Annotated in this window: 10 protein-coding genes and 1 pseudogene; 3 read left to right on the forward strand and 8 right to left on the reverse strand. The window is 39.1% G+C overall.

All coding sequences use genetic code 11. From position 1 onward, the window contains the following. Positions 1–214: 214 nt before the first annotated feature. Positions 215–712 (forward strand): Ltp family lipoprotein, encoded by a 498-nt coding sequence (locus tag NPA36_RS03260; RefSeq protein WP_456237497.1) that lies wholly within the window; start codon positions 215–217, stop codon positions 710–712. A 93-nt stretch (positions 713–805) separates the two neighbouring features. Here the strand turns inward: NPA36_RS03260 and rpoC are convergent, their stop codons facing one another. From rpoC to NPA36_RS03280, 4 genes and pseudogenes are all read right to left on the reverse strand, one after another. Further along, positions 806–4,453: a DNA-directed RNA polymerase subunit beta' gene (gene rpoC, locus NPA36_RS03265; protein ID WP_256944673.1), complete on the reverse strand. Its 3,648-nt coding sequence runs from the start codon at positions 4,451–4,453 to the stop codon at positions 806–808. Positions 4,454–4,742: 289 nt separating this feature from the next. Then, positions 4,743–8,220 (reverse strand): annotated as a pseudogene (rpoB, locus tag NPA36_RS03270) (DNA-directed RNA polymerase subunit beta); the annotation flags it as partial. 298 nt (positions 8,221–8,518) lie between these two features. Continuing rightward, positions 8,519–8,782, reverse strand: coding sequence for a type B 50S ribosomal protein L31 (locus NPA36_RS03275; RefSeq protein ID WP_256944674.1), 264 nt, complete (start codon positions 8,780–8,782; stop codon positions 8,519–8,521). A gap of 144 nt (positions 8,783–8,926) precedes the next feature. Then, the gene (locus NPA36_RS03280; protein WP_256944675.1) at positions 8,927–10,198 is read right to left on the reverse strand and encodes a UDP-N-acetylglucosamine 1-carboxyvinyltransferase; all 1,272 of its coding nucleotides are present in this window, start codon (positions 10,196–10,198) and stop codon (positions 8,927–8,929) included. Between the two features lie 426 nt (positions 10,199–10,624). Between NPA36_RS03280 and NPA36_RS03285 the strand changes: the two genes are divergently transcribed. Further along, positions 10,625–11,608 (forward strand): biotin--[acetyl-CoA-carboxylase] ligase, encoded by a 984-nt coding sequence (locus NPA36_RS03285; RefSeq protein ID WP_256944676.1) that lies wholly within the window; start codon positions 10,625–10,627, stop codon positions 11,606–11,608. A gap of 33 nt (positions 11,609–11,641) precedes the next feature. Next, complete coding sequence (locus NPA36_RS03290; RefSeq protein WP_256944677.1) at positions 11,642–12,184, forward strand: biotin transporter BioY; 543 nt, start codon at positions 11,642–11,644, stop codon at positions 12,182–12,184. Positions 12,185–12,238: 54 nt separating this feature from the next. Here the strand turns inward: NPA36_RS03290 and NPA36_RS03295 are convergent, their stop codons facing one another. From NPA36_RS03295 to NPA36_RS03310, 4 genes are all read right to left on the reverse strand, one after another. Then, a complete protein-coding gene (locus NPA36_RS03295) occupies positions 12,239–12,700 on the reverse strand; it encodes a hypothetical protein (RefSeq protein ID WP_256944678.1) in 462 nt (153 codons plus the stop codon). A gap of 604 nt (positions 12,701–13,304) precedes the next feature. Further along, on the reverse strand, positions 13,305–13,817 hold the full coding sequence (locus tag NPA36_RS03300) for a DUF2247 family protein (protein ID WP_256944679.1): 513 nt from the start codon (positions 13,815–13,817) through the stop codon (positions 13,305–13,307). Between the two features lie 2 nt (positions 13,818–13,819). After that, positions 13,820–14,863 (reverse strand): hypothetical protein, encoded by a 1,044-nt coding sequence (locus NPA36_RS03305; protein WP_256944680.1) that lies wholly within the window; start codon positions 14,861–14,863, stop codon positions 13,820–13,822. Positions 14,864–14,902: 39 nt separating this feature from the next. After that, the gene (locus NPA36_RS03310) at positions 14,903–15,508 is read right to left on the reverse strand and encodes a hypothetical protein (protein ID WP_256944681.1); all 606 of its coding nucleotides are present in this window, start codon (positions 15,506–15,508) and stop codon (positions 14,903–14,905) included.

Below are 15,508 nucleotides of genomic sequence, written 5' to 3' on the forward strand. Positions count from 1 at the left end.
GAAAATAATGGAAAATGATGGACAAGTCTATGTCCAAAAGAAACTAGATGGGTGTTTAAAAAATACTTTAATTGCTATTATCGCTATTATCGCTTTCGCCGGAATATTAAATGCACTAGGTGGCAATAAAGAAAAAAACGTACCCAAAAATATCCAACAGACTATTGTCATAACATCAACATCAGAAACAAAAATAAAATTAAAAAAAGAAGACATTTCTTCATCATCAGAGTTACAATCTGAAGCTAACATTCCTAAAGAGTTTAAAAACGCTTTGAATAAAGCTGAGATTTATGCTAAAAGAATGAACTTGTCCAAAAAATCAGTCTATAAGCAGCTTACATCTGACTATGGAGAAAAATTCTCTGTAGAAGCAGCTCAATATGCTATAGATAATTTACAAAACGTGGATTGGAAGAAAAACGCTTTGAATAAAGCTGAAAGCTATTCTTCTACATTGTACTTGTCAAAAAAAGGTATCTACAAACAACTAACTTCTGAACATGCCGAAAAATTCACCGCTGAAGAAGCACAATACGCAATCGATAACCTTAAAGCAGACTATAACCAAAATGCACTTGAAAATGCAAAAACTTATCAAGCTACTATGCATCTGTCAGTTGATAGCATCCGAGACCACTTAACTTCTGAAAACGGAGAACAATTTACTCCTGAAGAAGCAGAATACGCGATTCAACACTTAGAGGACTAAGAATTTTGCAACAATGTCAAAAAACCGCCTAACATCACATTTTCAAATGTTGATGTTAGGCGGTTTTCATTTTCTAAATTTTGCCTCTAGTTTTTAAACCAAGTGTTGGTCAATAACTTCAGCAACGATGTTTTGTTCTTCTGGTACGACATCTACTACTGGCGCTTCGAGAACACTGGTACTGGTTTCCATGTTACGGTAGCGAGCCATTCCGGTTCCTGCTGGAATAATCTTACCGATGATAACATTTTCTTTCAAGCCAAGTAGGTGGTCACGTTTGCCACGAATAGCTGCGTCTGTTAGGACACGTGTTGTTTCTTGGAAGGATGCTGCTGATAGGAAACTATTGGTTTCAAGAGATGCTTTGGTAATACCTAGCAAGACTGGTCTTGCAGTAGCCGGTACTTCACCAGCCATAATAGCTGTCCGGTTACGATCAGAGAAGTCAGAGATATCGAGCAAGGTTCCCGGTAACAACTCGGTTGAACCTGGGTCCATAACTCGAACTTTACGAAGCATTTGGCGAACCATTACTTCAACGTGCTTGTCTCCAATTTCTACCCCTTGCATACGGTAAACTTTTTGTACTTCTCTTAAGAGATAGTTTTCAACAGACAGAACATCACGGACACGCAATAATTCTTTTGGATCGATAGACCCTTCAGTAATTGGTGCACCACGGTGGATCGTTTGTCCTTCTTCAACTTTAAGACGTGCTGTAAATGGAACTGTATAGGTACGAGTATCTGTTGCACCTTTAACGGTTACATCTTTAGTACGAGTCGTTGCATTTTCATCAATAGAAACAACTTCACCAGTAACTTCTGTGATGGTAGCAACCCCTTTAGGATTACGGGCTTCAAAAATTTCTTGGATACGAGGTAACCCTTGAGTAATATCGTCTCCAGCAACTCCCCCTGTATGGAAGGTACGCATGGTTAACTGTGTACCAGGTTCACCAATTGATTGAGCGGCAATCGTTCCAACTGCTTCACCCACTTCAACTTCTGAACCCGTTGCAAGGTTACGTCCATAACAGTGTTTACATACACCATGGTTGGTATTACATGTAAATGCTGAACGGATGGTTACTTCTTCAATTCCTGCATCAATAATCTTACGAGCAATGTCTTCGGTAATTAGCTCATTATGTCCTACTAGAACTTCTCCAGTTTTTGGATCAAGAACAGAGCGTTGTGCATAACGACCTAATAAACGTTCTTCTAGAGACTCAATGATTTCATTTCCTTCACGGATGGATGAAATGGTTAAGCCACGATCAGAACCACAGTCAGTTTCACGGATAATCACATCTTGTGCTACGTCAACTAGTCGACGAGTTAGGTATCCTGAATCGGCTGTCTTCAAGGCGGTATCGGTCATCCCTTTACGAGCTCCATGGGTTGAGGAGAACATTTCTAAGACGGTCAACCCTTCACGGAAGTTAGAGGTAACCGGCAACTCCATAATCTTTCCAGAAGGTGACGCCATCAATCCACGCATACCTGCCAACTGAGTAAAGTTAGAGATATTACCACGGGCTCCAGAATCACTCATCATGAAGATTGGATTATGGTCATCCAAGGTTTCCATAAGAGCTTTTTGAATCGTATCTTTAGCAGCATTCCAAGTTTCAATAACACGCTCATAACGTTCGTCATCCGTAATCAAACCACGACGGAATAGTTTGGCAATATTGTCAACTTGTTTGTGTGCTGCGTCTAGAATTTCTTGTTTGGTTGATGCAACCGTAATATCTGCAATCCCTACTGTCAAACCAGCACGAGTAGAATATTTGTATCCTAAATCTTTCATGCGGTCCAACATTTTTGACGTTTCCGTAATATGGAATTTCTTAAAGACTTCAGCGATGATATTTCCTAGGTTTTTCTTTTTAAATGGCGGAACAACTTCACGTGATGCGATTTCTTTTGGAATATTAGCACCAGCTTCTAAGAAGTATTTATCAGGTGTTGCTACTTCTAAGTTTTCTGTTGTTGGCTCATTCAAGTAAGGGAACTCATCTGGCATGATTTCGTTGAAGAATAACTTCCCAACCGTTGTCATTAGGATGCGTTCTTTTTGCCAAGGTGTAAATGGTTTGTTTGACAGAGATTTAGCGTGAATAGCTATACGACTGTGCAAGTGCACATAACCGTTTTGGTAAGCAATCATCGCTTCGTTCAAATCAGAGAAGACCATCCCTTCACCAACACGACCCTCATGTTCCATTGTTAGATAGTAGTTTCCTAAAACCATATCCTGTGAAGGTGTTACAACTGGTTTTCCATCTTTTGGATTCAAGATGTTTTGTGCAGCCAACATGAGTAAGCGAGCTTCTGCTTGTGCTTCTTGTGATAGAGGAACATGGACAGCCATTTGGTCTCCATCGAAATCGGCATTGTAGGCTTCACAGACTAGTGGGTGCAAACGAATGGCACGGCCTTCAACCAAGGTAGGCTCGAAAGCTTGAATACCTAGTCTATGCAAGGTAGGTGCTCGGTTCAATAGAACTGGGTGTTCACGAATAACATCTTCTAAAACTGCCCAGATATCATCGTCTAAACGTTCAATTTTGCGTTTAGCACTCTTAATGTTTCCAGCAATTTCACGTTCAACAAGTTCTTTCATAACAAATGGTTTAAACAATTCAATAGCCATTTCTTTTGGAAGTCCACATTGATACATTTTTAGGTTTGGTCCTACTACGATAACAGAACGACCAGAATAGTCTACCCGTTTACCAAGTAAGTTTTGACGGAAACGACCTTGTTTCCCTTTCAGCATATGAGATAGAGATTTTAATGGACGGTTTCCTGGCCCCACTACTGGACGACCACGACGACCATTATCAATCAAAGCATCTACTGCTTCTTGTAACATACGTTTTTCATTTTGAACAATAATGTTTGGTGCATTTAAATCTAACAAACGTTTCAAACGGTTATTACGGTTGATAACACGGCGATAAAGATCGTTTAAGTCAGATGTAGCAAAACGGCCACCTTCTAATTGAACCATTGGACGAATATCTGGTGGGATTACTGGAACTACATCCATCACCATCCAACTTGGTTTATTGCCAGATTCCTTGAAGGCATCTAAAATATCTAAACGGCGAATAGCTCTGGTACGTTTTTGACCTTGAGAAGTCTTTAACTCTTCTTTTAATGCGGCAATTTCTTCATCTAAATCAACATTATCCAACAGCTCTTTGACAGCTTCTGCTCCCATCGCTGCATGGAAAGTATTGCCAAGAGTCATGCGTTTTTCACGGTATTCTCTTTCAGACAATAATTGTTTAGCATGCAAGGAAGTGTCACCAGGATTGATGACAACATAACTTGCAAAGTAGATAATTTCTTCCAAAGCACGTGGGCTCATGTCTAAGACAAGACCCATACGGCTAGGAATTCCTTTAAAGTACCAAACGTGTGATACTGGTGCTGCTAATTCAATATGTCCCATTCTTTCACGACGAACTTTGGCACGTGTTACTTGAACCCCACAACGATCGCAGACTTTATCTTTGTTATTAATTTTTTTCAATTTACCGCATGAACACTCTAAATCCTTTGTCGGTCCGAAGATTCGTTCACAGAACAATCCATCGCGTTCAGGTTTTAAAGTACGGTAATTAATGGTTTCTGGCTTCTTAACTTCACCATATGACCAGCTTCGAATCTTATCTGGTGATGCTAGTCCAATTTGCATACTTTCAAAATTATTTACATCTATCAAGGGGCCAACCTCCCTTATTCTTGGAACTGCCCGAGTTGTTCCATTTCTTTGTCTTACTCTTCATTGCTGTCAATTTCTTCAACGACTTGAACTTCTTCAAGTGGTGCTTCTTCATCTGTAGCAGCCACTAATTCGATATCTGTTTCTTGTTCGTCAGCCACGTCATCATCTTCTGTAGCCTCTTCTTCAAGAATCTCAACTTCTTGTGTTTGTCCAATTAATTGACTAGCTTCTTGTTTCGCTTGGCGTTGTTCTTCATTGTATTTATCAATTGAACCATAGTTAACACGGTCATCTTCATCATCCATGTCACGTAGTTCAATTTCTTCGTCGTTTGCATCTAGCACTTTCATGTCCAAGCCCAGTGCTTGAAGTTCTTTAACCAATACACGGAAGGATTCTGGCACACCTGGTTTAGAAATTTGTTGACCCTTAACAATCGCTTCATAAGTCTTCACACGTCCAACAACATCATCCGATTTGTAGGTTAAAATTTCTTGCAAGGTATAAGCAGCACCATAGGCTTCAAGTGCCCAAACTTCCATCTCACCAAAACGTTGTCCACCAAATTGTGCTTTACCACCTAATGGTTGTTGGGTAACGAGTGAGTACGGTCCAATAGAACGAGCATGTAGTTTGTCATCAACCATGTGGGCTAATTTAATCATATACATAACTCCGACAGAAACACGGTTATCAAATGGTTCTCCCGTACGTCCATCATACAAGATGGTTTTAGCATCTCTTGCCATTCCTGCCTCAGAAACAGTATCCCAAACATCTTTATCTTGAGCACCATCAAATACTGGCGTAGCGATGTAGATGCCTAATTCACGGGCAGCCATGCCTAGATGTAATTCTAGTACTTGACCAATATTCATACGAGAAGGTACCCCTAATGGGTTCAGCATGATATCGACTGGTGTGCCATCTGGTAGATATGGCATATCTTCTTCAGGCATGATACGGGATACAACCCCTTTGTTACCATGACGTCCAGCCATCTTGTCCCCTTCGTTGATCTTACGTTTTTGGACAATGTAGACACGAACAAGTTTATTGACACCAGGAGACAATTCGTCACCTGCTGCACGAGTAAAGATCTTCACGTCATGAACTATACCGCCTCCGCCATGTGGAACTCTTAGAGAGGTATCTCTGACTTCACGAGCTTTTTCACCGAAGATAGCATGCAAGAGACGTTCTTCAGGAGATTGCTCCGTTAACCCTTTTGGTGTTACCTTACCAACTAGAATATCACCATCACGGACTTCTGCTCCGATACGGATGATTCCTTCTTCATTAAGGTCTTTCAAAGCATCTTCACCAACGTTAGGAATTTCTCTTGTAATTTCTTCAGGCCCTAATTTGGTATCACGTGCTTCTGATTCATACTCTTCAATATGGATTGAGGTGTAAACATCATCTTTGACTAAGCGCTCACTCATGATAACCGCATCTTCATAGTTGTACCCTTCCCAAGTCATGAAGGCAACCAAGACGTTTTGTCCTAAAGCCATTTCGCCAGCTTCCATAGATGGGCCATCTGCTAGGATTTCACTTACGTCTACTTTATCGCCTTTAGCAACGATTGGGCGTTGATTATAACACGTTCCTGAGTTAGAACGGTGGAATTTAACGATTGGGTATTTGTCTAGAGTGCCATCTGCGGTACGCACACGAATTTCTCTAGCATCAACAAATTCAACGACACCTTCACGTTTACAGATTAAGGCTGAACCAGAGTCATGAGCAGATACATATTCCATACCTGTCCCGATAAATGGTGCTTTTGGATTAATTAATGGCACTGCTTGACGTTGCATGTTGGCACCCATTAGGGCACGGTTGGAGTCATCGTTTTCCAAGAAAGGAATACACGCTGTCGCAACGGCAACTACTTGTTTAGGAGATACGTCCATGTAGTCAACACGGTCAATTGGCACTTCTAAGTTATCTGAAACATAACGAGCCATCACGATGTCGCTAGCAAAGCTTCCATCTTCATTCAAGACAGAGTTTGCTTGGGCTACTACAAAGTTATCTTCTTCATCAGCTGTTAAGTAATCGATTTTGTCAGTTACTTTATGCGTTTTCCAGTCAACACGGCGGTATGGTGTTTCAATAAAGCCATATTTATTGATTTTTGCATAACTGGATAAGCTGTTGATTAGCCCGATGTTTGGTCCTTCAGGGGTTTCAATCGGACACATACGGCCATAGTGGGAATAGTGAACGTCTCGGACTTCATATCCTGCACGGTCACGGGTAAGTCCACCAGGTCCTAAGGCAGAAAGACGACGTTTATGGGTCAACTCACCTAGAGGATTGGTTTGGTCCATAAATTGTGATAACTGAGATGAGCCAAAGAACTCTTTGATAGCTGCCACAACTGGACGGATATTAATTAATTGTTGCGGTGTTACAGTGGCTACATCTTGAATAGACATACGCTCACGTACCACACGTTCCATACGAGACAAGCCAATACGGAATTGGTTTTGTAGTAATTCACCAACTGAACGGATACGACGGTTTCCTAAATGGTCAATGTCGTCCGTCACGCCTAAACCTTCATAAAGGTTAAGGAAGTAACTCATTGACGCTAGAATATCAGCTGCCGTTACATGCTTAATATTTTCATCGATATTGGCATTGCCAATCACATTAATGACACGATCTGGGTCTTTTGGTGAAATAATTTTAACAGTTTGAATCACAACAGGTTCAGAAATAACACCTTGTTCTGATGGGTATAAGGTAAAGGTATTGACACCAGCTTCTAATAATGGCACTAAAGATTCCATCGCTTGACGGTCTAACTTAGTTCCAGCTGCTAAAACAACTTCACCTGTTTCAGGATCAGCAATCGCTTCAGCTAAGGTTTGGTCTGCTAAACGATTTTTTAGGTGTAATTTTTTGTTTACTTTGTACCGTCCAACTGGCGCTAAGTCATAGCGTCTTGGGTCAAAGAAACGAGCTGTTAACAGATTTCTTGAGCTGTCAGCCGTTTTTGGTTCGCCCGGACGTAAACGGTCATAGATTTCTTTAAGCGCTTCTTCTGTTCTAGATTCGTCCATGCGTTTATGAACATCTTTGTCTAGGGTTAGACGAAGTGTTTCGCTGTCGCCAAAAATCTCACTAATGATATCGTCAGACTCAAAACCTAAGGCACGGACAAGTACTGTTAATGGAATTTTACGAGTACGGTCAATACGAACGTAAGAAATATCTTTGGCATCGGATTCATACTCTAACCAAGCTCCACGGTTTGGAATTAAGGTAGACCCATAGCTTTCTTTACCATTTTTGTCTGACTTGTTATGGAAGTATACACCCGGAGATCGAACTAATTGCGATACAATAACCCTTTCAGCCCCGTTGATAACAAAGGTTCCCATCTCGGTCATTAATGGGAAATCACCAAAGAACACTTCTTGGTCTTTTACTTCGCCAGTTTCTTTATTAATCAATCTTAGTTTGACATAGATTGGTGCAGAATAGTTTGCGTCGTGGTTTCTTGCTTCAGCAACATTGTATTTTGGCGCATGGAATTCATAATCTAAGAATTCCAATAGTAGATTTCCTGTATGGTCTTCAATTGGGGAGATATCTTTGAACATCTCTCTAATCCCTTCATCTAAAAACCATTGGTAAGAATCGGTTTGAATCTCAATCAAGTTTGGAAGTTCTAAAACTTCACTGATACGTGCATAGCTTCTACGCACACGGTGTTTCCCGTAATTCACATCATGATGACTTGCCAAGCTTTTTCACCCCTAATCATTTAGTTAGATAGCCTCTTGTTTATTCGTTACATTTGTGTAACGAATATTAAATCCTCGTAACAAATACCAACTAAACCCCTTTTTTTTGACAAAAAAAAACCAAAAGAGCTTAGACTTTTTCTGATGAGAAATGCTAATTCCTTTGTTTTTCGATTGAAAATGGTCGGCTGGACAATATTTCAGCGGCCATTTGGGCTTTAGTTACATTCATTGCATTATGAAATTATACTATAAGAAAAAGAGTATGTCAACAAAGACATACTCTTTTTTAAGGTTCTTATTCTGCTGCGTTTTTGTCTTGCAAACCGTATTTCTTGTTGAAACGGTCCACACGTCCATCTGCTTGTGTAAACTTTTGACGTCCAGTATAGAACGGATGAGAATCAGAAGAGATTTCAACACGTAATAATGGGTATTCGTTGCCGTCTTCCCATTCTACTGTTTCGTTAGAAGATTTTGTTGAGCCAGATAGGAATTTGAAACCTGTTGTTGTATCCATGAATACTACTGGATGGTAATTTGGATGAATTTCTTGTTTCATGTTTTAGTCCTCCTGCCCTGAATTATTTGCTAATCCAGAGTTATTTTTTCTGCATTGCTTAAATGCGACAGTGACATAATACCATGTGCACATCTAAAAAGCAAACAGTTTTTTAGCTATTTTGTGCTTTCTTGCTACTGATACTTAATCGTTGTCAGCTACTTCCACCATCTTGATATCTGCCCCAAGAGCTTGCAGCTTTTCAACGATATTGGAATAACCTCTTAAGATATGATCCACATTGGAAATGGTCGTCGTTCCCTCAGCCATCAAACCAGCAATTACTAGACAAGCTCCGGCACGTAAGTCACTGGCTGAAACTTCACAGCCCTTTAATTTACTTGGGCCAACCAAGGTAATGACATCATTTTCAACACGGGCATCAGCTCCCATACGCTTAAGTTCCGGGATATGGTTCACACGTTTTGGATAAATGGTATCCACGATGCGTGCTTGCCCAACAGCTTTAATCAAGAGTGGTGTTAGTGGCTGTTGCAAATCAGTTGCAAAACCTGGATAAGGCAAGGTCTTGATATTGACTGCTTTTAGGTTTGGTGAAGCTTTGACCAAAATGTCTTCCTCACCAATCTCCATATTGACACCCATTTCGTCCATCTTAGCGATTAAGCCTTCAATGTGTTCAAAGATAACATTTTTAACTAGGACACCATCTCCTACTGCTGCTGCAATAGATAGGTAGGTACCTGCTTCGATACGGTCTGGGATAATGGTATGACGGCAACCATGTAATTGGTCCACCCCTTCAATACGGATGACACTAGTTCCAGCACCTTTAATGTTAGCCCCCATTTTATTTAGTAGGGTTACTACATCAATAATTTCAGGTTCACGAGCTGCATTTTCAATGATGGTCTTGCCATTTGCACGGACGGCTGCTAGGAGAACATTGATGGTGGCACCGATAGAAACAACGTCCATATAGATACGTGCACCTTCTAAGCCTTTTTCTTTGGCAGATAGGTAAATAGCGCCCATCTCATTGGTTACATTTGCTCCTAGAGCCTCAAATCCTTTGATATGTTGATCGATAGGGCGCGGGCCTAAGAAGCAGCCTCCCGGAAGCCCCACCACCCCTTCGCCAAACTTAGCCAAAGTTGCCCCCATAAAATAGTATGAAGCACGCATGCTCTTTATCTTGCCAGTTGGCATTGGAATGGAAACCATATTGGTCGGGTCAATGGTTAGTGTGTTATCCTCAAAGGTCACATCAACATGATAGTCTTTCAGAATATCAATCAAGGCATAAACGTCTTGGATTTCTGGCACACCATCCAAAATAACGGGTTCGTTAGCTAAAATAGCTGCTGGGATTAAAGCAACCGTACTATTTTTTGCCCCACTAATCATTACTTCCCCGCGGAGAGTTTTGCCGCCCTCAATTACAATATTTTTCATTAGATACATTTCCTTTCATACTGGTCTGCCTTTATTATGATATAGCTTCTTGCAGCACTTTGTTTGAATTCAATCTGCGAAATGGGTGAGAATTACTTTCAGATTCTTATCTATCATACAGAATTTTTAAAAAAAATCAATCATAAAGGTGACAAAACTTCTATAGAGGACATTTAATCTACATAATTAAAGAATCTTTTCTACTATAAGAATAGCTTATTTGGGCCTGATTTGTCCATGTTTGTGACTTTTATTTAGGAAAGTTAAGGCGCTCTAGACTCACCGTTGTCAACCTATTTGTAAGTTTTAGTTGACAATGATTGTTTGTGCTCGTAAACTGATTTTAGTTCTACAAAATGAAAGCTGTCAGCTAGCTCATTTGTTAACTGAATTTGCTTTTAATTTAACTAGGAGGTGTTACATGGTATGAACACACGTCAGCAGGTATTGACTTACTTGGAAGCTCATCGTGACAGTCCCATATCCGGACAAAAATTGGCGGATGACTTGAACTTGTCTCGCAATGCCATCTGGAAAGCTATTCAAAGTTTGCGTCAAGAAGGTTATGTGATTGAGTCTGCTCCAAACTTGGGCTATCGATTAGCCGATTCATCAGATTGGTTGCACGAAGCTACTATTCGTAAGAACTTATCTTCGTTATTTGATGACTGGGATCTAGAATGTTTCAAAACCATCGATTCGACCAATACCCAAGCTAAAGCTTATGCCAATAACGGACAAAGTCGAAGGCCGAAGATATTCATTTCGGAGGAACAAACTCTTGGACGAGGCCGAGTTGGTCGTCCTTTCTTTTCACCAGCTCAAACCGGTTTGTACATGACTATATGTCTATTTCCCAACAGTTCTCTAGAAGACATGAGCCTAATGACGGCTGCAACTGCCGTAGCGGTGGCTAAGGCTATCGAGTCGGTAACCACTCTACCCGTTGGCATCAAATGGGTGAACGACATCTATATGGGCGGCAAAAAAATTGCTGGCATTCTCACTGAGGCTGTCACTGACTTGGAATCACAGGAAGTAGTCGCCTTGATTATAGGAATTGGTCTGAATGTTTATCCACCTAAAGAAGAGTTACCTGAAGAGCTACGTTCCGTAGTGGGGTCGATTTTTGAAGGCAAATCAGCTGACTTCAGCCGTAACCAATTGGCTGTCAACATTTTAAACGAATGGATGTCACTTTATCATCAGCTTGATGCTAAAACGGTTTTGGAGGACTATCGTCAGCGCTCTATTGTATTAGGAAAAGAAGTTACCGTCATTCAAGGTAACCGAGAATTTCAAGCATTTGCTCGTTCCATTAACGACCAGGGTCATTTAATCGTTGAAGACCATGACCAGCAGCAACATGAACTTTCTTACGGGGAAGTTAGTATTCGGAATTTTTTATAAGCTTTATCAATCTAACTATTAAGGAGTTACACTATGTCAACAACTACAAAAAATAAATTTTCAACCTATCTATTGGTATTAACCGCCTTATTCGCTACTTTAACCTATGTAGCAGGACTTATTAGACTTCCTATCGGACCAGTTCCTTTCACTCTGCAAACTGCAGTTGTTATTATGGCTGGGATTCTATTGTCTCCAACAGCAGCCTTCCTATCTCAACTTATCCACTTCTTCTTGCAATTTATCTTGGGTGGCGGGATTGCACTTTTCCTAAGCCCAACGTTTGGTTTTATTCTAGGCTTTATGGTTATGGCATTCGTTATCTCACTAGCCGTTAGAAGACTATCCAAAGCTACTTTCCTTAACCTATTAGTGATTGCTATTATTGGTGAAGTTATCCTCTATTTGATTGGACTTCCTTATATGGCTTACATCTTGCTACAAGTCAAAGGCTTAGATATGGGATTAATGGCTATTTTAAATGCTGGTTTAATTCCATTCATTCTTCCAGACTTAGCTAAAGCTGTCTTGGCTATTGTGATCGCTTTGCGGATTAAGCCTCGGGTTAATCTGTAAAAGAGCCACTAAATACGTATAACTTTTTAGAACCCGAAATCTGGTATTTATTGCCTAGATTTCGGGTTCTTTTTTAGCGCTAACTTTCAACATCTTTTCTGTGCTCTTGGTTCGGTTACCATAGGTACTTGAAGCCACTGCTGTGCCATCTTGGGTTAAGCCTGTCACGCTACCGGATAGATTGCTTTGGTAGCTGTAGCTGGTATTGATTTGATGGTTTAGGTAGCTAATTCGTCCTTGTCCATACGTGTAGGTCTCTCGTTCCTTTAGCTGGTCATCGTAGGTTTGAAGGATTTGTGTGTTTTCTTGATTGACATCGTTGACGTAGTTGCGAACTTCATAGTAATTGTAGGTGTCGGTTTTAGTGGTGTAAGGGATAAGAACTTCTTGTACCTTGATGGCATACTGAATCTCATCACGACCGGGCACTTGATCTATGGCTGGTGGGTTGACTAGAATTCCTTCTTGATAAGTTTTGCTTTCTCCCGACTTTTGCACTTGAATGAAAGAAAACACCACCAAACCCCTTGTTACTAAAGGGGTTTAGTGGTGTTTTTATTTTTTTAAGAGTATATATACAGTTTTTTCAAGTTTTTAATGTCATCAATGAGGAATTCATTTCATTTTCAATATTTTTACATAGTCTTCAGTCAAAATTACTCTGTTTTCTCAAATGAAATAATAATTTTATGCATCTAAATTTGATAAATACTTATATCTTATAGGATAAATTTATCAAAAATCATATGATAAATTAGCTTTTTTATCAAAAAATAGTAAATTTATATACAAAACTTCTATTTAACCATTATAGCAAAACTACTGTATATATACAAGTGTTAATTGATTATATTTTGTGTAACCCTTGTGGCTGTAGGTGTTTGTCGACTTATTTTTTCCTGTAAGTGCAAAAGTCGGGAGAATTCCTTCTTGATAAGTTTTGCTTTCTTTATGACTACCACTTAATAGATAAACATTGAAAGAGCATTTCAAATCAGAGCTACTAACCCTTATTCGAAATGCTCTCCGTATTAATTATTAAAATGTACTAAATCATATGAATATTTTTTGATAGCTATTGATACTTTGATTAGTATGGCTACGCTCACTAATCTATGATCTATTTTTTCGATTCCTGTCGAATAGTAACGTGCCTTTTTCTATTTATTTTCAATTTTTTCTCAGAACTAGTTAAATATCCTTGCCAAGATTCTTCCATAGTTTTTCCACCTACTAAAGGCATATATCCAATAAGTCCAGACATATCTTCAGGATAATCAAAATCAGCATAGATTTCTTCAACTTTCCCGTTAAAATCTTCATAATTAGATTTCTTAGAATATAATTCTTTTAATATGGCGTATCTCCATCTGTCTAGTATTATACTAGTATCTTCATCATCTTCTAAATCAATCAATTCATGGATATACGGTAAAATATCTTCATAATCCTTAGCTATCACTATTTTTAGCACCCAATCAAACCCTAGTATATCTTCATCAAGAATACGTGTAGCATAATTTATAACATCACTTCGGGTAAGTATTTTGTTCTCCATCCCATATAGTATTTCTTGCCAGAGCCAACTAGTCTTTGTTTGAGAAAAGTTAAAAAAATCATACTTGTTACTCAAATTTAATACCCTCCTTTAGGAACTTTTTGATTTGGGAACCCTGTTATTTTGCCACCCTCAATAAATCTTTGATGAGTTATTTTTCCTGTTGAATCTAAAGTATATTCATATATACCATCTAGTCCATTAAAACCTCCACTTGTTTGAAGTATAGAGTAAGATTTATTATCGCTACCAGTAAAACTCATGATTCTTCCTTTTGCAAGCTGTTCTTCTGTTATAAAACTTGCAGCTCTATGACTTGGGTCGTCTTTCAATCCACTCCAAATTCTATCAGCATTAGGTATTTCTTTAGAAGCATATTCTCCTTTTAGCTTTTCAAATTGCGATAAGTCCTTGGCAGTTGTTTCAACTCCACTGGTTCCCTTACTAACCCCCTGTAGAACATCTTCTCCGGCAAATGACTTAGTCGGTGGAACTTCCACTTTTGCTTGAGACCCTTTGGTTGCTTTACTAGGAACATTCTCGGTCACTGCATTGAGCACGAGATTCATTCCTACACTGGATAGAGTAATGTCATTGCCTTCTAGAACATCTCTAAAGGTATCAATAACCGTTTCTCCAGCTACTTTGGTCGTGTACTGAATGAGTGGTTTTGTCGCATTAGCGGCTACGCCACCTAAACCTCCTATTAAGCCTCCTGTTATCGTCCCAATCAGCATGGCTTTCAATACGTTTCCTGTGATGGTTTTGCCATCTTTACCGCTGAAGATGCCATCTACTAAGGCATGGCTTCCACTTCCCGCTGCGGTACTGATTGCACCAAGTCCCATTGTGGTTAGGATGGCGGTAGCGGTACTACTTAGTCCCAACCCTCCGGCTAGGCTTGCTATAACAGGTGCGGCGGCTCCTGCTGTAGCTACGGTTACCACAACTGAGGTGACGATTGCTGCGGCAACACCTACCTTCTTCCAGTCCACGTTCTTCATGAATTCAACAGTGCTTTCAGCCACAGATTCGGCTACCTTACACACATGTGTAATGGTTTCTTCAAGGGCTTTGGTCCAGTTACGACCGATATTTGCTGCTTCTCTGGTTTTTGACACAGCCCTTTTATAACAATCTAACTGTTTAATTTTTCTTTTTCATTTTTCATAATAACTATTAAAATATTCAATAATTATATTTTGTACTGACTCATTATTCATTGTATTATCAAACATAATATTTAAAAACAAATCATAAACCTCTTGAATTTGATATTTAGATAGAAGTTTACAAATAGGCAATAGTAACTCTTGTTCTATCTGGTACTTTTTTTGTAAATAATTAGCCAATGATCTTGCTAATTCATTTGTTAACTTATTTTTTACCGCCTCAATAAATACAATTTTTTCATAACTTGAATAATTTTCTGATTTAATAACCCCCTCAAGTTCTTCTGCGTTTAAATCTTCTTCAAATATATTTATTTGACTATTAACTACATCACTCATAGCTTTTTTATTATCGTTATAATAATTTTCTAAAAAAGATGGATAGTCAATTAAACTATATACTAAAGAATCCCTATACTTAGTATATGAGTTAATATTTTTTTTATAAACTTGGAAATCATCTAGTTCATATATAGATAACCCACCAAAATCATCTATTATTCTAATGTCATTATCTTCTTTTATAATAACGGGATATATCTTGTTAATAGTAATATCTCTACGTTTTTTATTAGAAATTGCTTTTACAAGCAT

The organism is Granulicatella seriolae, assembly GCF_024543085.1.
In the GTDB taxonomy this organism is placed as follows: domain Bacteria; phylum Bacillota; class Bacilli; order Lactobacillales; family Aerococcaceae; genus Granulicatella; species Granulicatella seriolae.

Bases quoted from the DNA above. Each gene is read 5' to 3' on its own strand.
- NPA36_RS03275 (WP_256944674.1), bottom strand. From the start codon at position 8,782: ATGAAACAAGAAATTCATCCAAATTACCATCCAGTAGTATTCATGGAT.
- NPA36_RS03280 (WP_256944675.1), bottom strand. From the start codon at position 10,198: ATGAAAAATATTGTAATTGAGGGCGGCAAAACTCTCCGCGGGGAAGTA.
- NPA36_RS03285 (WP_256944676.1), top strand. From the start codon at position 10,625: ATGAACACACGTCAGCAGGTATTGACTTACTTGGAAGCTCATCGTGAC.
- NPA36_RS03290 (WP_256944677.1), top strand. From the start codon at position 11,642: ATGTCAACAACTACAAAAAATAAATTTTCAACCTATCTATTGGTATTA.
- NPA36_RS03310 (WP_256944681.1), bottom strand. From the start codon at position 15,508: ATGCTTGTAAAAGCAATTTCTAATAAAAAACGTAGAGATATTACTATT.